We start from the raw sequence: 26,364 nt of genomic DNA, 5'->3' as shown, positions 1-26,364 counted from the left end.
GTCCGGAAGATCCCGGACGGCGGCGGGCCGCCGGAGCCGACCAACTGTGTTTGCCTACATCCTCCGCAGGACGCTCGCGGCCGTGGTGCTGCTGCTGGTGGTCAGCGCGGTCACCTTCGCGATCTTCTTCCTGCTGCCGCGCCTGGCCGGTGAGACGACCGACCAGCTGGCCACGCAGTACATCGGGAAGAACCCGTCCCCCGAGGCGGTCGCGGCGGTCAAGAAGAACCTCGGCTTCGACCAGCCGATCTACGTCCAGTACGGGCGCTTCCTGAAGGCGCTCGTCACCGGGGCCGAGTACAAGTTCGGCCCGGACGCCGCCACCTGCCACGTGCCCTGCTTCGGCTACTCCTTCAAGAACCACCTGGAGGTCTGGCCCGAGCTGACCAAGCGCATCCCGATCACGCTGTCGCTGGCCATCGGCGCCGCCGTGCTCTGGCTGGTCTCCGGCGTCACCACCGGTGTCATCTCCGCGCTCAAGCCGAAGTCGATCTTCGACCGGCTCTCCATGGGCGTCGCGCTGGCCGGTGTCTCGCTGCCGGTCTTCTTCACCGGTGCGCTGCTGCTCACGCTCTTCAGCTACGAGTGGCCGATCCTCGACAACCTCCAGTACGTCAACTTCACCGACGACCCGCTGATGTGGGCCCGCAACCTGATCCTCCCGTGGATCTCGCTGGCCTTCCTCTACTCCGCGCTCTACGCCCGGCTCACCCGCGCCGGCATGCTGGAGACGATGAGCGAGGACTACATCCGCACCGCCCGGGCCAAGGGCCTGGCCGAGCGCAAGGTGGTCGTGAAGCACGGGCTGCGCTCCGCGCTCACCCCGGTCGTCACCATCTTCGGCATGGACCTCGGTCTGCTGCTCGGCGGTGCGCTGATCACCGAACAGGTCTTCTCGCTCCAGGGCGTCGGCGCCTTCGCCGTCTCGGCGATCTCCGACAACGACCTGCCGAAGATCCTCGGCGTCACGCTGCTCGCCGCGTTCTTCATCGTCCTCTGCAACCTCGTGGTTGACCTCCTGTACGCCGCTGTCGACCCCCGGGTGAGGCTGTCGTGACCGAGCTCCAGAAGACCCCGGCGCCGGTGGCCGCCGCGACCGGGGACCCGTTCCTGTCGGTCCGGGACCTGCGGATCCACTTCGACACCGACGACGGCCTGGTCCGCTCGGTGGACGGGGTCAGCTTCGACCTGCACAAGGGGAAGACCCTCGGGATCGTCGGCGAGTCCGGCTCCGGCAAGTCGGTCACCTCGCTCGGCATCATGGGCCTGCACCGCTCCAAGCGGGCCCGGATCAGCGGCGAGATCCACCTGGACGGCGAGGAGCTGGTCGCGGCCGGCCCCGAGCGGGTCCGCCAGCTGCGCGGCCGCGAGATGGCGATGATCTTCCAGGACCCGCTGACCGCGATGCACCCCTACTACACCGTCGGGGCGCAGATCATCGAGGCCTACCGGGTGCACCACCCGCAGGCGACCAAGAAGCAGGCCCGGGCCCGCGCGGTCGAGATGCTCGACCGGGTCGGCATCCCGCAGCCCGACCGCCGGGTGGACGACTACCCGCACCAGTTCTCCGGCGGCATGCGCCAGCGCGCCATGATCGCGATGGCCCTGGTCAACGACCCCTCGCTGCTGATCGCCGACGAGCCCACCACCGCGCTGGACGTCACCGTCCAGGCGCAGATCCTGGACCTCATCCGGGACCTCCAGGAGGAGTTCGGCTCCGCCGTCATCGTCATCACCCACGACCTCGGGGTGGTCGCCGAACTCGCCGACGACATCCTGGTCATGTACGGCGGCAAGTGCGTCGAGCGCGGCCCCGCCGAGACCCTCTTCGACGCGCCCCAGCACCCCTACACCTGGGGCCTGCTGGGCTCGATGCCGCGTCTCGACCGTGAGCTCCAGGAGCGGCTCGTCCCGGTGAAGGGCACCCCGCCCAGCCTGATCAACGTGCCGTCCGGCTGCGCCTTCCACCCGCGCTGCCCGTACGCCGGGCTGACCGGCGGGCGCTCGGCCGACGAGGTCCCCGTCCTGACCGAGGCAGCGCCCGGGCACCACGCGGCCTGCCACCTCGCCGCCGCCGACCGGCGCCGCATCTTCACCGAAGAGATCGCGCCCCGGCTGTGAGCCCGGTTTCGTACCACCATTCTGGAGAGAACCGATGACGGACACTCAGGCGGCGGCCCCCGAGCCCATGAAGAAGGTGCCCGCGCCCGCGCCCGCCCCCGACCGCGAGCCGCTGCTCCGGGTGACCGGCCTGACCCGGCACTTCCCGATCAAGGGCGGCCTGCTGCGCCGCAACGCCGGGGCGGTCCGGGCCGTCGACGGCATCGACTTCACCGTCAACGCGGGGGAGACCCTGGGCGTCGTCGGCGAGTCCGGCTGCGGCAAGTCGACGATGGGCCGGCTGGTCACCCGTCTCGACGAGCCCACCGGCGGGAAGATCGAGTTCGAGGGCACCGACATCACCCACCTGGGCACGGGTGCGATGCGGCCGCTCCGGCGCGACATCCAGATGATCTTCCAGGACCCGTACTCCTCGCTGAACCCCCGGCACACCGTCGGCACCATCGTCGGCGCGCCGTTCCGGCTGCAGAAGGTGCAGACCGAGGGCGGCGTCAAGAAGGCCGTCCAGGAGCTGCTGGAGCTGTGCGGGCTCAGCCCCGAGCACTACAACCGCTACCCGCACGAGTTCTCCGGCGGCCAGCGCCAGCGCATCGGCATCGCCCGGGCGCTCGCCCTGCGGCCCAAGATGGTCATCGCGGACGAGCCCGTCTCCGCCCTCGACGTCTCCATCCAGGCGCAGGTGGTCAACCTGCTGGACGACCTCCAGCGCGAGCTGGGCCTGACCTACCTGATCATCGCGCACGACCTCTCGGTGGTCCGGCACGTCTCCGACCGGGTCGCGGTGATGTACCTCGGCAAGATCGTCGAGATCGCCGACCGGGACTCGCTCTACGCGTCCCCGATGCACCCGTACACCACCGCACTGATGTCCGCGGTGCCGGTGCCGGACCCGCGCCGCCGGCAGCGCCGGGAGCGGATCCTGCTCAAGGGCGACGTGCCCTCGCCGATCAACCCGCCGTCCGGCTGCCGGTTCCGCACCCGCTGCTGGAAGGCGCAGGAGGTCTGCGCGACCCAGGAGCCGCCGCTGGCCGCGCTGAAGACCGGGCACCAGGTGGCGTGTCACTTCCCCGAGCGGAGCGAGGGGAACGACTAGCGGGGTCCCGAGCGGAGCGAGGGGAACGACTAGCGGGGTCCCGAGAACAGTCCTGCCGGTGGCGAGAAGGTGCTCGCCACCGCGTGACGGTCCGGGGCGCGGTCGCCGGTTCGGACAGCGGCCGCGCCCCTCTGCGCACCATCGGCCGTCACGTGCTGTGACGGCCGGTGGCGCGACCGTGACGGTCGGCCGGGCGCGGTGCCCGGGGGGTCCATAGTTGTCCGGTGACATCGCAGATCTTCCCCTCCGACGTGCAGCAGAGCCTGGACCTGGTCGGCATCTTCGTCTTCGCCCTCTCCGGAGGGCTGCTGGCCGTGCGCAAGAACATGGACATCTTCGGGATCTGTGTGCTGGCGGAGGTGACCGCGCTGGGTGGCGGGGTCATGCGCGACCTCGTCATCGGGGCCACCCCGGTGGCGGCCTTCTCCAACCTCGGCTACTTCAGCACGCCGCTGGCGGCCGGCCTGGTGGTCTTCTTCCTGCACCCGGAGGTCGAGCGGATCAACCGCGCGGTGCAGACCCTGGACGCGCTCGGCCTCGGGCTGTTCTGCGTCACCGGTACGGCCAAGGCGCACGACTACGGCCTCGGCGCGGTGGCCGCGATGGCGCTCGGCATGGTGACGGCGGCCGGCGGCGGCGTGATGCGCGACATGCTCGCCGGGGAGATCCCCTCGCTGCTGCGCTGGGACCGCGAGATCTACGCCGTCCCGGCCCTGGTCGGCTCGGCCCTCGTGGTGATCCTGATCGGCCTCGACCGGCTCACCGCGCTCACCGGGACGGCGGCCGCGCTGACCGCCTTCGGTCTGCGGATGCTCGCCCTCAAGTACGGCTGGCGCGCACCGCGGGCCTGGCACCGCAACGGTTCTCGCACCAGCGAGGAGTAGGCGAGCCCCCGTACGCCAGCGAGATCGCCTCGGCGGTGCAGAGCAGCTCGGGCAGCAGCCGGACCAGTTCGGCCGGCGGGACCCGGTCGGTCGGGGCGCTGACCGCGCAGGCGGCGACCGGCCGCCCGGCGCTGCCGGCCACCGGGGCCGCCACGCAGGCCACCGCCTCCCGGTGCTCGGCCGACTCGGCCGCCCAGCCCTGGCGGCGGACGGCGGCCAGCTCGGGAGGCAGCTCGTCCTCGCCGGCCCCGTCGTCGGGCAGACCGGCCAGCAGGACCCGGCCGATCGCGGTGCCGGCCGCCGGGGCGCGCCGCCCGATCCGGGTCGGCCGGGCGGTGTCGCTCCCCGGCCAGCGGCCGGCCAGCTCGTCCAGGTAGAGGACCTCGCCGTCCTGGAGCACGGCCAGCTGGACGGTCAGTCCGCAGCGCCGGTGGAGGGCGGCCAGGTAGGGCGCGGCGATCTGGCGGACGTCGATCTCCTCCAGCGCCCGGTGGGCGAGCGAGAGGACGCGGCCGCCGAGCCGATAGCGCCGGTCGGACTGGCGGTGGACGAAGCCGTGCTCCTCCAGCGTGCGCAGCAGCCGCAGGGCCGTGGACTTGTGCACCCCGATGCTGGTGGCGGCCTGGTCGAGGGTGACCGGCCCGTCGCCGAGGGACCCGAGGAGGGTGAGGGCGCGGTCGACCGACTGCGACATGGCGCCCCCCAGTCCTGATCCGGTCCGGCCGATTTGCGGTGCCCGACAGGCTAACCGTTCGGTCCGGCGGGAGACCAACGAGCCCCCGGCCGTCCCGGCTTGGCCGTCGGGGGCCGGGCCGGTGCCCGGCACCGCGGGTGGCGGGGGAGCGGCGGCCGGATGGCGGGCGGGTGGCGGGCGGTTGGCGGGCGGTTGGCCGGATCGGGGCGTTTGCGCGCGCTGCGCGGCGGCCGGATCCGCCGGGTGGCCCGAGTGTCGCGCGGTGGCCCTCTACAATCGGATGGTTATGCCATACCTGGACCATGCGGCGACCACGCCGATGCTGCCCGAGGCGATCGCCGCGATGACCGCGCACCTGGGGGTCGTCGGCAACGCCTCCTCCCTGCACGCGTCCGGCCGCCGGGCCCGCCGCGTGGTCGAGGAGTCCCGCGAGTCGCTGGCGGAGTCGCTCGGCGCCCGCCCCAGCGAGATCGTCCTGACCGCCGGTGGCACCGAGTCCGACAACCTGGCCGTCAAGGGCCTGTACTGGGCCCGGCGGGGGGCCGACCCGGCCCGGACCCGGGTGCTGTGCAGCCCGGTCGAGCACCATGCGGTGCTCGACGCGGTGCACTGGCTCTCCGAGCACGAGGGCGCCCGGGTCGACTACCTCCCGGTGGACGGCTACGGCCGGGTCCACCCGGCGGCGTTGCGCGAGGCGATCGAGCGGGATCCGGCCTCCGTCGCGCTGGTCACCGTGATGTGGGCCAACAACGAGGTCGGCACCATCCAACCGGTCACCGAACTCGCCGCGGTGGCGGCCGAGTTCGGCATTCCGATGCACGCCGACGCGGTCCAGGCGCTCGGTCAGGTGCCGGTCTCCTTCGCGGAGTCCGGGCTGACCGCACTCACCGTCACCGGCCACAAGGTCGGCGGTCCGTACGGCGTCGGCGCCCTGCTGCTGTCGCGCGGGGCCACGCCCGTCCCGCTGCTGCACGGCGGCGGCCAGGAGCGGGACGTCCGCTCCGGCACGCTGGACGCGCCGGCCACCGCGGGCTTCGCGGCCGCCGCCGCGCTCGCCGTCGAGCGGCGGGACGAGCACGCGGCGGTGCTCGGCGCGCTGCGCGACGAACTGGTCGCCTCGGTGCTGGCCGGCGTCCCGGACGCGGTCCTCAACGGCGACCCGACGACGCAGGGGCGGCTGCCCGCCAACGCGCACTTCTCCTTCCCCGGCTGCGAGGGCGACGCGCTGCTGATGCTGCTCGACGCCCAGGGCATCGAGTGCTCGACCGGCTCGGCCTGCTCGGCGGGGGTGCCGCAGCCCAGCCACGTCCTGCTGGCGATGGGCGTGGACCCGCTGCTGGCCCGCGCCTCACTGCGGTTCTCGCTCGGCCACACCTCTACCCGGGAGGACGTCACCGCGCTCGCCGGAGCCATCGCCCCGGTCGTCCAGCGGGCCCGCAGCGCGGGGCTGGCGGCGGCCGCGCGCGCCCGGTAAACCCGGCCGGGCCTCCGCCGCGACCACGTACTCTTGTGGGCATCATGACTGACTTCCCCGGTGCCCCGACCGCCCCGTCCACTGGCCGCCTGCGTGTGCTCGCGGCGATGTCCGGCGGGGTGGACTCCGCCGTCGCCGCCGCCCGCGCGGCCGAAGCGGGGCACGAGGTGACCGGCGTGCACCTGGCGCTCTCCGCCAACCCGCAGTCCTTCCGCACCGGCGCCCGCGGCTGCTGCACCATCGAGGACTCCCGCGACGCCCGCCGGGCGGCCGACGTGATCGGCATCCCGTTCTACGTCTGGGACCTCGCCGAGCGGTTCCGCGAGGACGTCATCGACGACTTCGTCGCCGAGTACGCGGCCGGCCGCACCCCCAACCCCTGCCTGCGCTGCAATGAGAAGATCAAGTTCGCCGCGCTGCTGGACAAGGCGATCGCGCTCGGCTTCGACGCCGTCTGCACCGGCCACTACGCCCGGATCGTCGACCTCCCGGACGGCCGCCGGGAGCTGCACCGCGCCGTCGACGCCGCCAAGGACCAGTCCTACGTGCTGGGCGTGCTCGACGCCGACCAGCTCGCCCACTCGCTCTTCCCGCTGGGCGACACCACCAAGGACGTCATCCGCGAGGAGGCCGAGCGCCGCGGCCTGGCCGTCGCGAAGAAGCCGGACAGCCACGACATCTGCTTCATCGCGGACGGCGACACCCAGGGCTTCCTGGCCAAGCACCTCGGCCGGGCCCCCGGCGACATCGTCGACGCGGACGGCACCAAGCTCGGCGAGCACGACGGCGCCTACGGCTTCACCATCGGCCAGCGCAAGGGCCTGCGGATCGGCCGCCCGGCCGCCGACGGCAAGCCCCGCTACGTGCTCGACATCTCCCCGGTGAACAACACCGTCACCGTCGGCCCCGTCGAGGGCCTGGACGTGACGGCCCTGACCGCGATCCGCCCGCGCTGGTGCGGGGCCGAGGCCGCGGCCGACGGCCGCTACACCGCCCAGCTCCGCGCCCACGGCGAGGAGGTCCCGGTCACGACCGCCATGGTCGACGGCGAACTCCACGTCACCCTGGACACCCCCGCCCGCGGCATCGCCCCCGGCCAGGCCGTCGTCCTCTACGACACCACCCGCGTCGTCGGCTCCGCCACCATCGCCACCACCCACCGCCGCCCGGTCACGGCCTGAAACAGGTCCTCCCGGTCGGAGCGTGCCGGGTGTGCCGCTGTATCAGCGGCACACCCGGAAGACCCGTACGAGCGCGGCTGTGACGAGGTGCACCAGGGCACTCGCGGACACGGCGTAGGCGGTCCAGCGACGCAGTGACTCCGGCGCGGTGGCCCGGAGGCCGTCGCGGGGCCACGCCTCGGGAGGTGGGCCCACTGCGAGACGTCGGCGTGGACGACCTTGCCCGGGCGCGAGTGCACGACGGTCGGCGGCTGCTCGGCGGGTGAGGCGCTGACCGGAACCGGATACGACCAGCCCGGCGCCTTCCCGTTCCCGGTGGGAGCGTCGGCCGCGGGTCCCCGGGGTGCGTCATAGTGGACGGAGCCGCACGGGCGGTGCGGCCCGTCGGTGATTCGACGACCCGGGCTCCGGGGAGCGGCCGGCGATGCCCGTGGCGCCTTGCGGAGAGGACGGCATGACCTTCTACGAGCAGCACCGCGACTTCGTCGAGGAGCTGGAGCGGATCGCTCCCGAGGGCGTCCGGATCGAATGGTCCGGGGACACGCTGATCATGCAGGCGTCACCCTCGAACATCCACCAGCTCAACGTCGCGCAGGTGCGCAGGCAGTTCGAGCGGCACGCCCCCGACGGCTACCTCCCCAGTGAGCGGAGCGAGATCGTCAGCCCGGACGTCTCCAAGGGGCGCCAGCCGGACCTGACCTACCTGCCCGAGGAGGTTCTCTCCCAGCCGGGCAACAAGGCCCCCGCCGGGGAGGCCCTGATCGCCGTGGAGATCGTCGGGCCCACCAACCGGGGCAACGACTGGATGGACAAGCTGCACGACTACGCCGTGATGCGCATCCCGCTGTACCTGATCGTGGACCCGCGGCAGCAGACGGTGACGCTGTTCTCCGAGCCGGACCACGACCGGTACCACACGCGCAGTGACCGGAAGTTCGGTGACGAGATCGGCATCCCGGAGCCCTTCGGTTTCACGCTGGGCCTGTCCAAGCTCGTCCCGTACAAGGACTGACCGTGCGCGTCGGCGGGGCGTGATAGACCAGTCAGCATTATGAACATCACTGTCTTCTGCTCCGCGTACTCGCTCGACGAGCGGTACTCCGCGCCTGCCGCCGAATTCGCCCGTCTGCTCGGGGAGGGCGGGCACACCCTGGTGTGGGGCGGCTCCAACGCCGGGCTGATGGGGCTGCTGGCCGACGGGGTGAAGGCGGCCGGCGGCAAGCTGGTCGGGGTGCTGGTCGAGCTGCTCCGGCACAAGGGCTACGAGGGCGCCGACGAGCTGGTGATGACGCTGGACCTCGCCGAGCGCAAGGCGCAGCTGCTGATGCGCGCGGACGCCGTCGTCGTGCTGGTCGGCGGCCTCGGCACGCTGGACGAGGTGACCGAGGTGCTGGAGCTCAAGAAGCACGCGCTGCACGACAAGCCGGTGATCGTGCTGGACACCGAGGGCTTCTTCGCGGGACTGCGCACCCAGCTGGAGCGGATGGACACCGAGGGCTTCCTGCCGCGGCCGCTCGGCGAGCTGATCACCTTCGCCGACACCCCCGCCCAGGTCTTCGAGCAGCTCAAGGCCTGAGAGGATCGGGACCATGGCTGCACATCTGATCACGGGCGCGGGCTCCGGCATCGGCGCCGTCCTCGCCGAGCGCCTCGCCGAACGCGGGGACGACCTCTGGCTGCTGGCCCGCGACGCCCGCCGGGCCGCGGAGCTGCGCGAGCGCTTCCCCGGGGCGCAGACCCTGGTCGGCGACCTCGGTACGCCGGCCAAGCTCTCCTGGGCTTTCGGCCACCAGGCGCTGCCGGCGGAGCTCGACTCGCTGCTGCACGTGGCGGGCGTCGTCGAGCTGGGCCAGGTCGGTGAACTGCCGGTCAAGGCCTGGCAGGACACCCTGAACGTGAACCTGGTCGCGCCCGCCGAGCTGACCCGCCTGATGCTGCCCTCGCTGCGGCTGGTCAAGGGCCACGTGGTGTTCGTGAACTCCGGCGCGGGGCTCACCGCGCACGCCGACTGGTCGGCGTACGCGGCGAGCAAGCACGGCCTGAAGGCGCTCGCGGACTCGCTGCGCCACGAGGAGCACGCCGCCGGGGTCCGGGTCACCTCGGTCTACCCGGGCCGCACCGCGACCGCGATGCAGGTCAAGGTGCACCAGCAGGAGGGCCGGGAGTACGACGCCGACCGCTTCATCGCGCCCGAGTCGGTGGCGAAGGCGGTCCTGGCCGCGCTCGACGCCTCCCGCGACGCGGAGATCACCGAGATCACCGTCCGCCCCGGGAAGTGAGCCCCGGGAAGTGAGCCCCGGGAAGTGAGGCCGGGAAGTGAGCCCCGGGGACGTGGGTTCGCCGGCCCCAGCCCGGCCGTGGGAGGTCGGCCGGTCCGACTTCCCACGCCGGGCGCACTAGGCTCGAGCGGGTGAGCAACGGACACTCTTTCCCCGACCTGCACGGCGCCGCCACCGGCGTCGGATCGCTGCCCGGCACCGACGCGCGGGAGGCCGCCAGGACGGCCACCGGGGCGCTGGAGCAGCTGCCGTTCCTGCCCGAGCTGCCCGCCCGCGGGCCGGGCGCCGACATGATCGGGCGCAGCGCCGGCCTGCTGGTCGAGCTGTTCGCGCAGACCGAGCCCAGCGGCTGGCGCTTCACCGACCGCCCCGGCCGCGACACCCGGCGGGCCCGTGCCTGGCTGGGCGAGGACCTGGACGCCCTGGAGGAGTTCACCCAGGGCTACCAGGGTGCGCTCAAGGTGCAGGCCGTCGGCCCGTGGACGCTGGCCGCCTCGATCGAGCTGAAGCACGGCGAGAAGGCGCTCGCCGACCCCGGTGCCCGCCGGGACATCGCCGGTTCGCTCACCGAGGGGCTGCGCCGCCACCTCGACGAGGTCCGCCGCCGGATCCCCGGCGCGGCGGTGGTGCTCCAGCTCGACGAGCCCTCGCTGCCCGCGGTGCTGACCGGCGGGGTGAGGACCGCCAGCGGCTTCCAGCGGCTGCGCTCGGTGGACCGCCAGGTCGCCGAGGAGGCGCTGCGCGAGGTGATCCGCAGCGTCGACGTACCGGTGGTGGTGCACTGCTGCGCCCCGGACGTCCCGATCCCGCTGCTGCGCCGGGCCGGTGTGGCCGGAGTCTCCCTGGACTTCTCGCTGTTGACGGAACGTGAGGACGAGCAGCTCGGCGAGGCGATCGAGGCGGGCACCGTGATCCTCGCCGGCGTGGTGCCCCCCACCGACGGAGCCCCCGCTCAATCAACGGCACTGTCCGACCCGGCCGGTAGTGTCCAGGGTGTCAGGACGTTGTGGCGCAGGCTCGGGTTCGCCCCGGAGCTGCTGGGCCGCCGTGTGCTGGTGACGCCCACCTGCGGGCTGGCCGGGGCCTCTCCGGCCCACGCGCGCAAGGCGCTGTCACTCAGTGTGAGGGCGGCCCAGAGCCTGGTGGACAACCCGGAATGAGAACGTAGGAGGGCTTGCGGTGGTGGCTGTCGAGGGCTGGGAGGAGATCCCGGCGGAGGTCCGCGGGCGGCACGCCGAGCTGGCGGCCGAGATCGAGGACCACCGCGCCCGCTACTACGAGCAGGACGCGCCGGTCGTCACCGATGCCGAGTTCGACGCGCTGATGCGCGAGCTGGAGGCGCTGGAGGCCGGGCACCCGGCCCTGCGCACCCCCGACTCGCCGACCCAGAAGGTCGGCGGCGCCGTCACCGAGCAGTTCGCGGCCGTCGAGCACCGCGAGCGGCTGCTCAGCCTGGACAACGCGATGGACGACGACGAGCTGGCCGCCTGGGCCGAGCGGGTCGCCACCGAGCTGGCCGGCATCGAGTACCACTACCTCTGCGAGCTCAAGGTGGACGGCCTGGCCGTCAACCTCACCTACGAGAACGGCCAGTTGGTGCAGGCCGCGACCCGCGGCGACGGCCGGGTCGGCGAGGACATCACCGCCAACGTCCGCACCATCAAGGAGATCCCGCACCGGCTCAAGGGCGACGACGTCCCCGCGCTGGTGGAGATCCGCGGCGAGGTCTACTTCCCCACCGACGCCTTCGAGGCGCTCAACGCCTCCTTCGCCGAGGAGAACGAGCGCCGCCGGCAGGAGAACGAGGAGCGCGCCAAGGAGGGCAAGCGGCCCCGGGCGATGATCCGGCTGTTCATGAACCCGCGCAACGCGGCCGCCGGTTCGCTGCGCCAGAAGGACCCGCACATCACCGCGTCCCGCCCGCTGCACATGGTGGTGCACGGCATCGGCGCCCGGGTCGGCTTCGACATCGACAACCAGTCGCACGCCTACCGGCTGCTGCACGACTGGGGCCTGCCCACGGCCCGGCACAACAAGGTGGTCGGCACGCTGGCCGAGGTCCGCGCCGTCATCGAGCACTTCGGCGCGCAGCGGCACTCGGTCGAGCACGAGATCGACGGCGTCGTGGTCAAGGTGGACGAGATCGCCCTCCAGGGCCGGCTCGGCGCGACCTCGAAGTCCCCGCGCTGGGCGATCGCCTGGAAGTACCCGCCGGAGGAGGTCACCGGCAAGCTCGCCGCGATCAAGGTCGGCATCGGCCGCACCGGCCGGGCCACCCCGTACGCGGTGCTGGCGGAGCCGGTGAAGGTGGCCGGCTCGATGGTGCAGTACGCGACGCTGCACAACCAGCAGATCGTCAAGGCCAAGGACGTCATGCTGGGCGACACCGTGGTGCTCCGCAAGGCCGGTGACGTCATCCCCGAGATCCTCGGCCCGGTGTACGACCTGCGGGACGGCACCGAGCAGGAGTTCGTGATGCCCTCGCACTGCCACGAGTGCGGCGCCGAGCTGCGCCCGATGGCGGAGGGCGACATCGACCTGCGGTGCCCCAACGCGCAGTTCTGCCCGGCCCAGATCCGCGAGCGGATCGCCTTCCTGGGCGGCCGGTCCGCGCTGGACATCGAGGGGCTGGGCTACGTCGCGGCGACGGCGCTGACCCAGCCGCTGGAGCCGGCCGAGGCGCCGGTCCGGGACGAGGGCGACATCTTCCGCCTCACCGCCGAGCAGCTGCTGCCGATCAAGGTGCTGGTCCGCGACCCGAAGACCGGCCTGCCGAAGCTCGACGACGAGACCGGCGAGGAGAAGGAGGTGTTCTTCTTCGCGACCACCACGGGCGCGGCCAAGAAGAACACCGGCCTGATGCTCGACAACATCGACCTGGCCAGGGAGCGCCCCCTCTGGCGCTTCCTCAACGGCCTGTCGATCCGGCACGTCGGCCCGGTCGCCGCGCAGGCGCTGGCCAGGGAGTTCCGCGACCTCGACCGGATCTTCGCGGCCAGCCAGGAGGAGCTGGCCGCCACCGAGGGGGTCGGTCCCGGTACGGCGCGCTCGATCGCCGAGTGGTACCAGGAGGAGTGGCACCGGGAGATCCTGGAGAAGTGGCGCGGTGCCGGCGTGCGCTTCACCGAGGAGGCCGGCGAGGAGCAGGGCGAGCGTCCGCTGGAGGGGCTGACGGTGGTGGTCACCGGCACGCTGGCGGGGCACACCCGGGACGGCGCCAAGGAGGCGCTGACCTCGCGCGGAGCGAAGGTGACCGGATCGGTGTCGAAGAAGACCGATTTCGTGGTCGCCGGTGACAATCCCGGTTCCAAGTTCGACAAGGCCGTTCAGCTCGGGCTGCCGGTCCTGGACGACGAGGGCTTCACGGTGCTGCTGGAGCAGGGGCCGGACGCGGCTCGCAGGCACCTGGGCCTGCCCGAACCGGAGGCCGTCGCCGGGGCCGCCGAGGAGCCCCCCGCCGAGGGGTGACCCGAACTCGGAGCCACCGAGTCCGTCTTGTTATCGTCCTGATGCGCCGTCACCGGGTGCCGCGCGGTGAAAGCGGGCATTGTGTCACTGTGCGGCACCGGAACGCGGTGGCGCGCTCCCGGTTGTCCGAAAGTCTGCCCGCCGGGTGGACCCCGGAATACCCTGGAGCGCAACAGAGTGTCAGCAGGGGTGGGGGCACCGGCTGAGCCGGTCTCCGCGGGGTCGCTCATGCCCGGCAGCTGCCGGCACCGGTACGGTGCCTCACCGTAAGGCGGCCTGACGGGGCGGGCCCGACGGAGGACAGGGCTTATGGATCGTACGACCGGCGGTGCGCCCACACGCCCGCCGCAGGGGGTGGCGGGTGCGGTCCTGCTGCTCGGAGTCCTGCTGGCCGGCGCCGCACCGCTCATCCCGCTGGCCGTCCTGGTCTACCGCTACGAGCCCGAGCTGCTGCCGCTGTTCGCGGTGCCGCTGGCCGTGCTGGTCGCGGCCTGGCGGATCGCCCGGGACCGCGCCCGTGACCAGCTCACCGACCCGCTGACGGACCTGCCCAACCGCCAGGCCCTCTTACTGGCCGCCCAGGAGGCCATCGCCGAGCACGAACAGGGCTACAGCGTCGGGCTGATCCTGCTCGACCTCGACCGGTTCAGGTCGCTCAACGACACGCTCGGCCACACCGCCGGCGACCGGCTGCTGGTGCACATCGCCCGCCGGCTGCACCGCGCCCTGCGCTCCGGCGCGTCCGGCGGAGCGGGACGGGAGACGATCGACGACGTCTTCGCCGGGATGCCCCGGGACTACCGGCGCGGCCGCCCGATGGTGGCCCGGATGGGCGGCGACGAGTTCGCCGTGCTGCTGCCCGGCGTCGGCTGCCCCAACACCCTGGAGCGGGTCGCCACGGCGCTGATCGCCGAGCTGGCCGCACCGATCCGGCTGGACGGGCTGCTGCTCGTCCTGGAGGCCAGCGCCGGCGTCTGCGTCTACCCGCAGCACGCCCAGGACGCCGAGTCGCTGCTGCGCCGCGCCGACGTGGCGATGGGCCACGCCCAGCGCGGCTGCACCTCCGTCGAACAGTACGACGAGGCCCAGGACGCCGACACGCCGTACCGGATCGGGCTGCTCGGCGATCTGCGGCGGGCGCTGGAGACCGGCGAGGTGCAGCTGCACTACCAGCCCAAGGTGGCCTTCGACGGCCGGGTGGTCGGGCTGGAGGCGCTGCTGCGCTGGGACCGGCCCGGCCAGGGCAAGGTCTCGCCGGACGAGTTCGTCGGGCTCGCGGAGTCCAGCGGCCTGATGCCCCGGCTGACCGACTACGTCCTGGAGGCGGCCGTCGGCCAGCTCGCCTCCTGGCGCGAGCAGGGCCTCCAGGTGCAGGTCGCGGTGAACGTCTCGCCGCGCGACGTGCTGAACCCGGGCTTCGCCCAGCGGGTCGCCGGGCACCTCGTCCGCCACCAGGTGCCGGCCCACGCGCTCCAGCTGGAGATCACCGAGCGGCTGCTGCTGGACGACTCCCGGCGGGCCGCCGACACCCTGGCCGAGCTGCGCGGCTACGGCGTCGGGATGTCCCTGGACGACTTCGGGACGGGCCACTCCTCGCTGGTGCGGCTGCGCAGCCTGCCGGTCGGCGAGTTGAAGATCGACCGCTCCTTCGTCTCCCGGATGGTCGCCGACGACCACGACGCGGCCGTGGTCCGCTGCTCGGTGGAGCTGGCCCACTCGCTGGGCCTGACCGTGGTGGCCGAGGGCGTGGAGGACGACGAGACCTGGGAGCGGCTGCACCGGATGGGCGTGGACGCCGTCCAGGGCTGGCTGGTCTCGGCGGCGCTGCCGGCCGAGCAGGCCACCGCCTGGCTCCGGGTGCACCGCACCGGCGCCCCGCCGGTCGAGCGGTTCGGCCCGGCGGGTCAACTGCCGCGGGTGATCCAGCCGGTGGTCAAGCCGGGGATCCAGCCGGTGCTGCCGCCGGTCATCCCGCCGGTGCTGCCGCCGGTGGTCCAGGCGGTGTCGGCGGCCCAGTTGGAGGTCCAGGCGCAGGGCACGCCGAGGTGGGTCCCGACGAGCCCGCAGTAGGGCGGCCGCGGCGGTCGCCGGCCCGGTCCCGGAGCGGGGCCGGGGCAGGGTGACCGCCCCGCGGGGTTACTCGTTGGCCGGTGGCCGGGCCGGGCCCCATAGGATGGGGTCCACAGACCAAGAGGACGGGAGCGCCGAGCCGGCTGCTCCTGCCCGGGCCCGGCACCGCCTGAGCGCGGCGCCGGGTCTCACCAGAACTCACACCCCTGAGGATCGCCGCATGCCTGGCATCACGCGCGAGGAGGTCGCCCACCTCGCTCGGCTGTCGCGTCTTGAGTTGCAGGCCGAAGAGCTGGACCACTTCGCCGAGCAGCTCGACGTGATCATCGGCGCGGTCGCGCGCGTTTCCGAGGTCGCCGGACAGGACGTCCCGCCGACCTCCCACCCCCTCCCGCTGACCAACGTCATGCGGGCGGACGTGGTGCGACCGTCGCTCACCCCGGAGCAGGCGCTGTCCGGCGCCCCCGCCGCCGAGGAGCAGCGTTTCCGTGTGCCGCAGATCCTCGGGGAGGACTGACCGATGACCGACCTGATCCGTTACACCGCGGCCGAGACCGCGAGCGCCATCGCCAAGGGCGAGGTCTCCGCCGTCGAGGTCGCCCAGGCGCACCTGGACCGCATCGGCGCCGTCGACAAGAAGGTCAACGCCTTCCTGCACGTCGACACCGAGGGCGCACTGGACGCCGCCAGGGCCGTCGACGAGAAGCGCGCCAAGGGTGAGGAGCTGGGCCCGCTGGCCGGCGTCCCGCTCGCGCTGAAGGACGTCTTCACCACCAAGGGCGTGCCGACCACCTGCGGGTCCAAGATCCTCGAAGGCTGGATCCCGCCGTACGACGCCACCCTGACCTCGCGTCTCAAGGACGCGGGCGTGGTGATCCTCGGCAAGACCAACATGGACGAGTTCGCGATGGGCTCCTCCACCGAGAACTCGGCCTACGGCCCCACCGGCAACCCGTGGGACCTCGGCCGGATCCCCGGCGGCTCCGGCGGTGGCTCGGCCGCCGCGCTGGCCGCCTTCGAGGCCCCGCTGGCGATCGGCACCGACACCGGCGGCTCGATCCGCCAGCCCGGCGCCGTCACCGGCACCGTCGGCGTGAAGCCCACCTACGGGTCGGTCTCCCGCTACGGCCTGGTCGCGTTCTCCTCCTCGCTGGACCAGGGCGGTCCGTGCGCCCGCACCGTGCTCGACGCGGCGCTGCTGCACGAGGCGATCGCCGGCCACGACCCGCTGGACTCCACCTCGATCGACGCGCCCGTCCCGGCCGTGGTCGAGGCCGCCAAGCTGCGCGACGTGCGCGGCATGCGGATCGGCGTGGTCAAGGAGTTCGCCGGCGAGGGCTACCAGGCCGGCGTCATGCAGCGGTTCAACGAGTCCGTCGAGCTGCTGCGCGAGCTGGGCGCGGAGGTCGTCGAGGTCTCCTGCCCGTCGTTCACCCTGGCGCTGCCCGCGTACTACCTGATCGCGCCCAGCGAGGCCTCGTCCAACCTGGCCCGCTTCGACGCGATGCGCTACGGCCTGCGGGTCGGCGACGACGGCACCCGCTCGGCCGAGGACGTCACCGCCCTCACCCGCGAGGCCGGCTTCGGCCCCGAGGTGAAGCGCCGGATCATCCTCGGCACCTACGCCCTCTCCTCGGGCTACTACGACGCCTACTACGGCTCGGCCCAGAAGGTGCGCACGCTCATCTCGCGCGACTTCGACACCGCCTTCGCCGGCGTGGACGTGCTGGTCTCGCCGACCACGCCGACCACCGCCTTCCCGATCGGCGAGCGCGCCGACGACCCGATGGCGATGTACCTGGCCGACCTCTGCACGATTCCGTCGAACCTCGCGGGCAACGCGGCCATGTCGCTGCCCTGCGGGCTGGCACCGGAGGACAATCTCCCGGTCGGCCTGCAGATCATCGCACCCGCGATGGCGGACGACCGCCTGTACCGCGTGGGCGGCGCCGTCGAGGCCGCACTCAACGACAAGTGGGGGCACACCCTGCTGGAGGAGGCACCGGCACTGTGAGCAAGCTCGAAAAGGCGAAGGGCTTCAAGCACTCCAAGCCCGGCCTGTGGCTGTCCATCGGCACCAGCACGTTCGGGGCGGTCTCGATCGTCAAGGACATCCGGAAGGCGCGCGGCGAGAGCGACACGCTCAAGCTGATCAACGCCCTGGTCGGTGCGGCGGCGCTGGTCACCGGCACCGCCCTGCTGGTGCGCGAGTTGCGCCGGCTCGGCGACGACGACGTGCTGCTGGGCTGAGAACGCCCTCGGCCCGGCCGCGCACCCGACCGTGCGCGGCCGGGCCCGTACCTCCACAGACTTTTAGCGAAGGGGACGCTGTGAGCGTCATGAACCTGGTCTCCTACGAGGACGCTCTCGCGTCGTACGACCCGGTGATGGGCCTTGAGGTCCACGTCGAGCTGGGTACCAAGACCAAGATGTTCTGCGGGTGCTCGACCGAACTGGGTGCCGAGCCGAACAGCCAGGTCTGCCCGACCTGTCTGGGCCTGCCCGGCTCGCTGCCGGTGGTCAACGCCATCGGCGTCGAGTCGGCGATCAAGATCGGCCTGGCGCTGAACTGCGAGATCGCCGAGTGGTGCCGGTTCGCCCGGAAGAACTACTTCTACCCGGACATGCCGAAGAACTTCCAGACCTCGCAGTACGACGAGCCGATCGCCTTCAACGGCTACCTCGACGTGCAGCTGGAGGACGGCTCGACCTTCCGGGTGGAGATCGAGCGCGCCCACATGGAGGAGGACACCGGCAAGTCCAGCCACGTCGGCGGCGCGACCGGCCGGATCCACGGCGCCACGCACTCGCTGCTCGACTACAACCGGGCCGGCATCCCGCTGATCGAGATCGTCACCAAGCCGATCGAGGGCGCCGGCGAGCGGGCCCCCGAGGTCGCCAAGGCGTACGTCGCCGAGCTGCGTGAGCTGATCAAGGCGCTGGGCGTCTCCGAGGCCCGGATGGACAAGGGCCAGATGCGCTGCGACGTCAACCTGTCGCTGCGCCCCAACGGCACCGAGAAGTTCGGCACCCGCTCCGAGACCAAGAACGTCAACTCGCTGCGCAGCGTCGAGCGGGCCGCCCGGTTCGAGATCCAGCGGCACGCCACGGTGCTGGGCGACGGCGGCACGATCGTCCAGGAGACCCGGCACTTCCACGAGGAGGACGGCAGCACCACCGCCGGCCGGATCAAGGACAACGCCGAGGACTACCGCTACTTCCCCGAGCCGGACCTGGTGCCGATCGCGCCGTCCCGCGCCTGGGTGGAGGAACTGCGCGCCGGTCTGCCCGAGCTGCCGCGGGTGCGCCGGGCCCGGCTGCAGGCCGAGTGGGGCCTGACCGACAAGGACATGCAGTCGGTGCTGAACGCCGGCGCGGTCGAGCCGATCCTGGAGACCATCGCCGCCGGCGCCCCGGCCGACCAGGCCCGCAAGTGGTGGATGGGCGAGCTGGCCCGCCGGGCCAACGAGACCGGCACCGAGCTGAGCGAGCAGCCGATCACCCCGGCGCAGGTCGCCCGGGTGACCGCGCTGGTCGCCGAGGGCAAGCTGAACGACAAGCTGGCCCGCCAGGTCATCGAGGCCGTGCTGGCCGGTGAGGGCGAGCCGGACGAGGTCGTCGAGAAGCGCGGCCTGGCCGTCGTGTCGGACGACTCCGCGCTCGGCGCGGCCGTCGACGAGGCCATCGCCGGCAACGAGGCGATCGCCGCCAAGATCCGCGACGGCAAGGTCGCCGCGGTGGGCGCGCTCGTCGGCGCGGTCATGAAGGCCACCCGCGGGCAGGCCGACGCGGCCCGGGTGAAGGACCTCATCCTGGCGAAGCTCGGCGTGGAAGGGCAGTAGGCACGACCTGAAGAAGCTCGGTGCCGACCGGATCCGACCACGGTTTCTAAGGCATCTAAGGCTTTCTAAGGTGCCTTAGTGCGCTCAGGGCCCGGATCCACCCCCTAAGTGGGGTGGATCCGGGCCTTTGCCGTTCCCGGCCGCCCGACCTAAGGCGCAGGCCGCCCGGAACATCGGGCAAGGTGCCGATGTGGCGCACCCCCCTGGGGGAGGAGGCTTTACCTCAGAACGAGAGAGACCACCACGAGGGGAAACACCGTGTTCGAGTACGAGCTCATCCAGCACCAGGTGCGGGAACTCCACGCCCAGGCCGACCACCAGCGCCTGGTCCGCGAGGCCAAGGGCGACCGCCGCGGCCTGCGCCGGCTGCCCGCCGTCCGCTCCGAGCGGCGCGCCGCGCGTCTGCGCGAGTGCTGACGGGTCGACACCCGGCCGGGGCCGGGACGGAGATGGAAGGGGAGGTGCGATCCAGCGCCTCCCCTTCCGGGCGTCCGAGGGCCGGGATAACCGATCGGCCCGGCCCGGACGGTTATGGCATGCTCGCCTCCATGCAGCAGATATCGGTGAGTCCCGTCTTCGTCGGCCGCGGCACCGAGATCACCGGACTGGGCGAGGCGCTGCGGCGGGCCGGGGAGGGGAAGCCGCAGACCGTCCTGATCGGCGGCGAGGCGGGCGTCGGCAAGACCAGGCTGCTGGAGGAGTTCCTCGACCGGTGCTGCGCGGACGAGGGCGTGGTCACCACCGTCGGCGGCTGTCTGGAGGTCGGCGCCGAGGGGCTGCCGTACGCGCCGCTGGCCACCGCGCTGCGCCGGCTGCACCGGGGGCTGGGCGCCGAGCTGGAGGCCGCCGCGGCCGGCAGCGAGGGCCACCTCGCCCGGCTGCTGCCCGACTTCGGCGAGGCCGACGGCGAACCCAACGACGAGTACGGCCGGGCCCGGCTGTTCGAGCACACCGCGAGGCTGTTCGAGCGGCTCGGCACGGACCGTACCCTCGTGCTCGCGGTCGAGGACCTGCACTGGTCCGACCGTTCGACCCGGGAGCTCTTCACCTACCTGGTCCGCACCCTGCACCGCGCCCGCGTGCTGCTGGTGGCCACCTACCGCACCGACGACCTGCACCGCCGCCACCCGCTGCGGCCCTTCCTCGCCGAGCTGGAGCGGCTGCGCACCGTCCAGCGGATGGAGCTGGAGCGGTTCGGCCCGGGCGAGGTGGCCGAGCAGCTGGCCGGCATCCTCGGCACCGCCGACCCCGACCGGCAGCTGGTCGACCGGATCCACCGCCGCTCCGAGGGCAACCCGTTCTTCGTCGAGGAGCTCGCCACCTCCTTCCAGTCCGGCTGCTCGGCCGGGCTCACCGACTCGCTGCGGGACATCCTGCTGGTCCGGGTCGAGGCGCTGGACGAGGAGACCCAGCGGGTGCTGCGGATCGCCGCCGAGGGCGGCTCCTACGTCGAGCACGCGCTGCTGGCCGCGGTGCTGGACGACGAGGAGGAGCTGATCGAGTCGCTGCGCGCGGCTGTCGGCGCCAACATCCTGCGCCCGGACACCGACGGGGACGGCTACCGGTTCCGGCACGCCCTCGTCCGGGAGGCGGTCTCGGACGACCTGCTGCCCGGCGAGCGGCACCGGATCAACCGCCGCTTCGCCACCGCCCTGGAGCAGCAGCCGCACCTGGTCGGCTGCGACGTCCGGCCGGCCCGGCTCGCCAACTACTGGTACCACGCGCACGATCCGGTCCGGGCCCTGCCGAGCGCCCTGGACGCCGCCCGGGCCGCCCGCCGGCGCAACGCCTTCGCCGAGCAGCTGCGGATGCTGGAGCGCGCCCTGGAGCTGTGGGACGAGGTCTCCGAGGACGTCCTGGCGCACACCCTGCGCCCCTACGACTGGGCCGAGACCTACCCGCCCTGCTCCTGCGACGTGGACACCCACGACGGCGACTGCGAGCGGCTGCAACTGGTCGACGTCCTCGCCGAGGCGGTGGTCGCGGCCCGGCGCAGCGGGGACCGCGAGCGCGGGCTGAGCCTCTCCCGGCGGGCGCTGAAGCTGGTCGACGAGAACCGCGACCCGGCCCGGGCCGCCTGGTTCCGGATGAACCGGGCCCGGATGTTCGGCCACCTCAACCGCTCCAAGGACCAGGACGAGGCGGCCTACGCCCGGCGGCTGGTCGAGCACCTGCCGCCGTCCGCGGTGCAGGCCGAGGTGTTCGCGCTGAGCGCCGGCATCGCCATGCTCAACAACCCGACCGGCGAGAGCGTCGAACTCGCCGAGCGGGCCGCGGCGATCGCCCGCCAGGTCGGCGCGCACGCCGTCGAGCAGCACGCCCGGATGACGCTCGGCACGCTCCGCCACGACCTGGGCAACGACCCCGAGGCCGCCGTCACCGAGCTGACCGAGGCGCTCGCCGCCACCCGTGGGCTCGGCGTCCCCGACCTGATGCTCCGCGGCCTCAACAACCTGGCCAGCCTGCTGCAGTCGCTCGGCCGCGCGGAGGAGGCGGTGGCGCTCGCCCGCGAGGGGCTGGAGACGGCGGACGGCACCGGCCTGCTGCGCAACATCGGCACCCTGCTGCTCGGCAACCTCGCCGAGGCGCTGCTCGACCTGGGCCGGACCGGGGAGGCGGCCGAGCTGCTGGCCGGCGCCGAGCGGACCCAGTACCCGGGCAGCCACGCCGAGTTCCTCGACCGGCTGCGGGGCGAGCTGGCCCTGCTGCGCGGGGACCTCCCGGCGGCGGCCGGCATGCTGGCCCAGGCCCGGGCCTCGGACCGGGTCTGCCAGGTCCAGCACTCGGTGCCGATCTCCCGGCTCGCGGTGCTGATCGCCGCCCGCGGCGGGCGGCCGCTGGAGGCGCGGGCCGAACTGCTCGCGGTGATCGGGGGCCCCGTTCCGGCCGGGAACGAGGCCGCGCTCTACCCGCTGCTGATCGACGGGGCCGCGGCCGAGGCCGACGGCCGGGGCCTGCCGGAGGCCGATCCGGGCCGGCCCGCGGTGCTGGCCAGGATCGCCGAGGTGGCCGCCGGGCTGACTCCCAAGGCGCCGCTGCACCACGGCTGGGCGCGCCTGCTGGAGGCCGAACTGGCCCGGGCCGAGGGCCTGGACACCCCGGTGCAGTGGGCCGTCGCCGTCGAGGCGCTGCGGCCGGCCGGGCTGCCCGGCCCGCTGGCGGCGGCCCTGCTGCGGGCCGGCGAGGCTGGGGTGCTGGCCGGCGACCGGGAGGCCGGGGCGGCCCTGCTCCGCGAGGCCCGGACGCTGGCCCGGGCCCGGTCGGACAGCGCGCTGCTGGCCGAGATCAACGGCCTGGCCGAGCGGGCCGGTCTGGCGCTGACCGCCCGTGCGGCGAGGGCCACCGCGGTGCCCGCGGTCGGCGACTCCTTCGGGCTCACCCCCCGTGAGCGGGACGTGCTCCGGTTGCTCGCGCGGGGCCGTACCAACCGGCAGATCGCGGAGGAGCTGTACATCTCGCCGAAGACCGCGAGCGTGCACGTCTCCAACATCCTCGGCAAGCTCGCGGTGGCCGGCCGGGGCGAGGCCGCCGCACTGGCGCACCGCCTGCGGCTCTTCCCGGACGAGCCGGCGCTGGCCGGCCGCTGACCCGCACGCTCGCCGGTGACCACCGGCCGGACCTGCCCGGACCGGCCGGTGGTCACCGGACCCCGCCGCGTGCTCCCGTGCGCGCCGCGTGAGCCCCCGCCCGCACGCCCCCGCCAACCGGCCCGATCCGGCGGAATCGGGTGCATTTCACCACCCCTTCACCATTACTCTAAGTTGAGTGTGCGTGTCATTGAGTGACCGAAGTGGTGTAGGGTCCCGAGTGGGAACATCGGTGCGGTGCGTCGGCCGGCAGGCCGCCCACCCCCTGGGCCATCGCCCTGACGGGGCGCCTGGTCACCGCGTACGGCCATCAGGTGCGCGGCCGGTGGCCCGTGGCCGGGGCGCCAGGCTCCGGGCCGGAGGGGGAGAGGCCGAGTGAGCTCCACCGATGCGGTGCTGCCCGGAGCCGGACGGTCGGGCGTACCGGACGCCGACCTGTCCGCAGCCGTCCGGCGCGGCCCGGTCCGCCGACTGCTGTACAGCCGATCCCTGCCCGGCACCGTGCTCGGCGCCCTCTGCCTGGCGTACGCCCTGGGCGCGTCCCTCGGCTGGGGGTCACGCCAACTCTCCGTCTTCATGGGGGACTTCGGCCTGGCGGCGGCCGCGCTCGCGGCCGCGCTGTCCTGTCTGACGTACGCCTGTACGGTCGGCGGCCCGGCCCGCTCGGCCTGGCTGCTGTTCGGCCTCTCCTCGCTCATGGTCGCGTTCGGCAACGCCACCTGGGGCTGGTACGAGCTGGTCGAACCCGGCAAGCAGCCGCAGGACTCGCTCGCCGAGCTCGCCTTCCTGCTGTTCGCCCCGCTCGCCATCACCGGCGTGCTGGTGCTCTCCCAGCGCCCGCGCAGCGCCGCCGGCTGGCTCTGCCTGCTGCTGGACGGCTGGCTGGTGGCCGGCTCGCTGTTCACCCTGAGCTGGAGCCTGGCGCTCGGCCGGATCGCCGCCGGCGCGGACGGCTCCGTGGTGGCGCTGGCGACCAACCTGGCCTACCCGGTGCTGGACATCCTGCTGGTCAGCCTGGTGGTCGGGCTGCGCTTCGGCGGCCGCGACGGCAACCGGGCCGCGGTGCACACCGCGATGATCGCGCTCGCCGTGACGGTGCTCTGCGACGCCCTCTTCACCTCGCCGGAGCTGAAGAGCAACTACCACTCGGGGGAGCTGCTGGACGCCGGCTGGTTCGCCGGCAGCCTGCTGCTGGCCTGGGCCCCGTGGTCGCCGCGCTGGCGCCGTCCGCTGCGCGAGCACCCCTCGGTCGGCGGCCTGCCGCGCCGCCGGGTGGCCACCACCTTCAGCGCGCTCACCCCGTACGCGGCGGCCGCCGTCTGCACCGCCGGGATCCTCTACAACGCCCTCGGCGGGCGGCCCCTGGACCGGGTGGTGGCCGCGGCCGCCTGCACCGTCGGCCTGGCGCTGATCCTGCGCCAGGGCGTGATGCTGCTGGACAACCTCTCGCTGGCGCAGGAGCTGGCCCACAAGGAGGCGCACTTCCGCTCCCTGGTGCAGGGCTCCAGCGACGTCATCATGATCGCCGGCGCCAACGGCGTGCTCTCCTACGTGTCCCCGGCCGCGCTCGGCGTCTACGGGCGGGATCCGGAGGAGCTGGTCGGCGGCAACCTGCTGGACCTCGTCCACCCCGAGGACGTGGACCGGGTGCTCGCGGAGGTCCGCCGCTTCCTGGCCCGGGGCCGGCTCGCCGCGCTCCGCTCGCCCGCCGCCGCCGAGCCGTCCGCGGCCCGGGTGGAGTGCCGGATCAGCTCCGGCGCCGGCGAGTGGCTGCACGTCGAGTCCACCGTCAACCGGTACCGCGACGGCCTGATCCTGAACAGCCGGGACGTCACCGAACGCGTCATACTGCAGGCCCAGTTGCAGCACAACGCCTTCCACGACCCGCTCACCGACCTGCCCAACCGGGCGCTGTTCGCCCAACGGCTGCGCGCCGCCCTCGCCACCCGCGGCCAGCAGGGCGGCGCGGGCGCCGGGATCGCCGTGCTCTTCCTCGACCTGGACGGCTTCAAGGCGGTCAACGACAGCGCCGGCCACCAGGTCGGCGACGAGCTGCTGGTGCAGGCCGCCCGCCGGCTGCAGGGCGCGGTGCGCAGCGGCGACACCGTCGCCCGGTTCGGCGGGGACGAGTTCGCGGCGCTGGTCTGTGGCCCGCTCGGCCGGCTGCAGGTCCAGGAGCTCGCCGAGCGGCTGCGGATCGCCCTCTCCGAGCCGTACTGGATCGGCGGCGCCGAACTCAGCGTCGCGGCCAGCATCGGCATCTCCTTCGGCACCCCCGAGCGCGGCCCGGCCGCCGATCCCCGGGCCGCCACCGACGAGCTGATGCGCAACGCCGACCTCGCGATGTACCGGGCCAAGTCCGAGGGCAAGGGCCGGGTGGTGCTCTACACCCCGGCGATGCGGGCCGACCTGGAGCGCCGCACCGAGCTGGAGGAGCGGCTGCGGGTGGCCGTCCGCGAGGGCGGCTTCACACTGCTCCACCAGCCGGTGGTGGACCTCGGGACCGGCGCCGTCACCGGTGTCGAGGCCCAGGCCCGCTGGCGCTCCGCGCAGGGCCTGCTGCTCACCCCCGCCGAGTTCCTGCGCTCCGCCGAGCACGGCGACGCGGCCACCCGGTTCTCCCGCTGGCTGATCCACGAGGCGGTGACGGCCGCCGCGCTGCGCCGCGGGCTGCCGGCGAGAACCCGCTCGGCCGCGGCCCCGGTGCCGGTGTCGGTCCGGCTCTCGGCGCAGCGCCTCTGCTCGCCCGGCATGTACGAGGCGGTGGTCGCGGCGCTGCGCGACACCGGGCTGCCGGCCGGCCACCTGGTCGTCGAGGTGGCCCGGATGGGCCCGGACGCGCTGGCCGACGAACTCGGCCGCCGGCTGGCCGCGCTGCGCCGGCTCGGCGTCTCGACCGCGCTGGCCGGCTTCGGGGCGGGCAACGGCTCGCTGGGGGCGCTCGCCCGGCTGCCCTTCGACAGCCTCAAACTGGACCGCACGCTGGTCCAGGACCTCGGTGACTCGCCGCTCGGCCGGACGCTGGCCGGGCACGCGCTGCGGCTCGGCCGGGACCTCGGCCTGGTCACCGCGGCCGAGGGGGTGGACCTGCCGCGCCAGGTGGCCGTCCTCCAGGAGCTGGGCTGCCGGCAGGGCCAGGGGTCGGCCTTCGCCCCGCCACTGGACGAGACCCGCCTGCGGCGGGCGCTGGTGCGCCGTTCCTACCCGCTGCCGCGCCCGCTCGGCTCGCTCTCGGCGCGGCGCGCGTACCTGGCCGCGGACACCCGGACGGGTGGCCGCGGCGAGCCCGGCGCGGGGCGGTCCGGGCCCCCTCACAGCCCCTCCGACCTGCCCGAACACCGGGCCGCCGCGGGCCCGGGGCACGGTCCGCATGGCGAGACTGTCGTCCCACCTGCTTGACAGTCGACCCCGCACGGGAGGAAGGTCGTTGCCATGCGCACCCGAATTCTCGTACTTGGCGGGCGCGTCGGCTGAGCGGGCGATGCCCCGCTCGTGACAGACCGACGCGCCACCCCTCGCATGCCCTTGGCACGAGGGGTTTTTTGTTGCACTGACGCTGTTCCACTCCGCAAGACCACTGGCCCCGGCCGCCCGATTCCCCCCGATTCCGGAGGGCGAGGAGGGACGATTGGGGCAGAGCCGGCGATCGGCCCGACACGCGGGACCCCACC

19 protein-coding genes and 1 pseudogene are annotated in these 26,364 nt (G+C 73.4%); 19 read left to right on the top strand and 1 reads right to left on the bottom strand.

The window, feature by feature from the left end; all coding sequences use genetic code 11:
- Positions 1 to 46 precede the first annotated feature (46 nt).
- The 4 genes from ACFWA9_RS19330 (at position 47) to ACFWA9_RS19315 (ending at position 4,098) form a co-directional block, all read left to right on the top strand.
- Positions 47 to 1,057: an ABC transporter permease gene (locus ACFWA9_RS19330; protein ID WP_329489696.1), complete on the top strand. Its 1,011-nt coding sequence runs from the start codon at positions 47 to 49 to the stop codon at positions 1,055 to 1,057.
- Positions 1,054 to 2,121, top strand: coding sequence for an ABC transporter ATP-binding protein (locus tag ACFWA9_RS19325; protein WP_352295271.1), 1,068 nt, complete (start codon positions 1,054 to 1,056; stop codon positions 2,119 to 2,121). The genes ACFWA9_RS19330 and ACFWA9_RS19325 overlap by 4 nt, the downstream gene beginning before the upstream one ends.
- A gap of 67 nt (positions 2,122 to 2,188) precedes the next feature.
- Positions 2,189 to 3,214, top strand: a complete 1,026-nt coding sequence (locus ACFWA9_RS19320; RefSeq protein ID WP_352295299.1) for a dipeptide ABC transporter ATP-binding protein — start codon at positions 2,189 to 2,191, stop codon at positions 3,212 to 3,214.
- 224 nt (positions 3,215 to 3,438) lie between these two features.
- Positions 3,439 to 4,098 carry a trimeric intracellular cation channel family protein gene (locus tag ACFWA9_RS19315; RefSeq protein WP_329489698.1) on the top strand — a complete coding sequence of 220 codons (660 nt, stop codon included), beginning with the start codon at positions 3,439 to 3,441 and terminating at the stop codon, positions 4,096 to 4,098.
- Here the strand turns inward: ACFWA9_RS19315 and ACFWA9_RS19310 are convergent.
- Positions 4,034 to 4,792 carry an IclR family transcriptional regulator gene (locus ACFWA9_RS19310; protein ID WP_329489699.1) on the bottom strand — a complete coding sequence of 253 codons (759 nt, stop codon included), beginning with the start codon at positions 4,790 to 4,792 and terminating at the stop codon, positions 4,034 to 4,036. The genes ACFWA9_RS19315 and ACFWA9_RS19310 overlap by 65 nt on opposite strands.
- Positions 4,793 to 5,078: 286 nt before the next feature.
- On the opposite strand from ACFWA9_RS19310, the gene ACFWA9_RS19305 reads away from it, so the two are divergent.
- The 15 genes and pseudogenes from ACFWA9_RS19305 (at position 5,079) to ACFWA9_RS19235 (ending at position 26,092) form a co-directional block, all read left to right on the top strand.
- Complete coding sequence (locus ACFWA9_RS19305) at positions 5,079 to 6,266, top strand: cysteine desulfurase family protein (protein WP_380388430.1); 1,188 nt, start codon at positions 5,079 to 5,081, stop codon at positions 6,264 to 6,266.
- 44 nt (positions 6,267 to 6,310) lie between these two features.
- Positions 6,311 to 7,447, top strand: a complete 1,137-nt coding sequence (gene mnmA / locus ACFWA9_RS19300) for a tRNA 2-thiouridine(34) synthase MnmA (protein ID WP_380388428.1) — start codon at positions 6,311 to 6,313, stop codon at positions 7,445 to 7,447.
- Positions 7,448 to 7,901: 454 nt separating this feature from the next.
- On the top strand, positions 7,902 to 8,459 hold the full coding sequence (locus ACFWA9_RS19295) for a Uma2 family endonuclease (RefSeq protein WP_380388426.1): 558 nt from the start codon (positions 7,902 to 7,904) through the stop codon (positions 8,457 to 8,459).
- A 39-nt stretch (positions 8,460 to 8,498) separates the two neighbouring features.
- Positions 8,499 to 9,023 carry a TIGR00730 family Rossman fold protein gene (locus ACFWA9_RS19290; protein WP_380388424.1) on the top strand — a complete coding sequence of 175 codons (525 nt, stop codon included), beginning with the start codon at positions 8,499 to 8,501 and terminating at the stop codon, positions 9,021 to 9,023.
- A 13-nt stretch (positions 9,024 to 9,036) separates the two neighbouring features.
- Positions 9,037 to 9,726, top strand: coding sequence for an SDR family oxidoreductase (locus tag ACFWA9_RS19285; RefSeq protein WP_329489704.1), 690 nt, complete (start codon positions 9,037 to 9,039; stop codon positions 9,724 to 9,726).
- Between the two features lie 131 nt (positions 9,727 to 9,857).
- Positions 9,858 to 10,886: a methionine synthase gene (locus ACFWA9_RS19280; RefSeq protein WP_380388422.1), complete on the top strand. Its 1,029-nt coding sequence runs from the start codon at positions 9,858 to 9,860 to the stop codon at positions 10,884 to 10,886.
- 22 nt (positions 10,887 to 10,908) lie between these two features.
- Positions 10,909 to 13,194 (top strand): NAD-dependent DNA ligase LigA, encoded by a 2,286-nt coding sequence (gene ligA, locus ACFWA9_RS19275; RefSeq protein WP_380388434.1) that lies wholly within the window; start codon positions 10,909 to 10,911, stop codon positions 13,192 to 13,194.
- A gap of 372 nt (positions 13,195 to 13,566) precedes the next feature.
- Positions 13,567 to 15,120, top strand: a pseudogene (locus ACFWA9_RS19270) (putative bifunctional diguanylate cyclase/phosphodiesterase); the annotation flags it as partial.
- A gap of 364 nt (positions 15,121 to 15,484) precedes the next feature.
- Entirely contained in the window at positions 15,485 to 15,781 is a 297-nt protein-coding gene (gene gatC, locus ACFWA9_RS19265) for an Asp-tRNA(Asn)/Glu-tRNA(Gln) amidotransferase subunit GatC (RefSeq protein WP_280719380.1), read from the top strand.
- 3 nt (positions 15,782 to 15,784) lie between these two features.
- Complete coding sequence (gene gatA / locus ACFWA9_RS19260) at positions 15,785 to 17,278, top strand: Asp-tRNA(Asn)/Glu-tRNA(Gln) amidotransferase subunit GatA (protein WP_380388420.1); 1,494 nt, start codon at positions 15,785 to 15,787, stop codon at positions 17,276 to 17,278.
- Positions 17,275 to 17,514 carry a hypothetical protein gene (locus ACFWA9_RS19255; protein WP_329489709.1) on the top strand — a complete coding sequence of 80 codons (240 nt, stop codon included), beginning with the start codon at positions 17,275 to 17,277 and terminating at the stop codon, positions 17,512 to 17,514. Before gatA ends, ACFWA9_RS19255 begins: the two co-directional genes overlap by 4 nt.
- Before the next feature lie 80 nt (positions 17,515 to 17,594).
- Positions 17,595 to 19,106, top strand: a complete 1,512-nt coding sequence (gatB, locus tag ACFWA9_RS19250) for an Asp-tRNA(Asn)/Glu-tRNA(Gln) amidotransferase subunit GatB (RefSeq protein WP_329489710.1) — start codon at positions 17,595 to 17,597, stop codon at positions 19,104 to 19,106.
- 258 nt (positions 19,107 to 19,364) lie between these two features.
- Positions 19,365 to 19,523: a hypothetical protein gene (locus tag ACFWA9_RS19245; RefSeq protein WP_329489711.1), complete on the top strand. Its 159-nt coding sequence runs from the start codon at positions 19,365 to 19,367 to the stop codon at positions 19,521 to 19,523.
- A gap of 119 nt (positions 19,524 to 19,642) precedes the next feature.
- Positions 19,643 to 22,693, top strand: coding sequence for an AAA family ATPase (locus ACFWA9_RS19240; RefSeq protein ID WP_380388417.1), 3,051 nt, complete (start codon positions 19,643 to 19,645; stop codon positions 22,691 to 22,693).
- A gap of 471 nt (positions 22,694 to 23,164) precedes the next feature.
- A complete protein-coding gene (locus ACFWA9_RS19235) occupies positions 23,165 to 26,092 on the top strand; it encodes a putative bifunctional diguanylate cyclase/phosphodiesterase (RefSeq protein ID WP_380388433.1) in 2,928 nt (975 codons plus the stop codon).
- Positions 26,093 to 26,364: the final 272 nt, after the last annotated feature.

Origin of the sequence: Kitasatospora sp. NPDC059973, from assembly GCF_042737525.1 — a bacterium.
GTDB lineage: Bacteria > Actinomycetota > Actinomycetes > Streptomycetales > Streptomycetaceae > Kitasatospora.
Note: the sequence above shows the minus strand (reverse complement) of the source record. Positions and strands in the feature narration are given on the sequence as shown.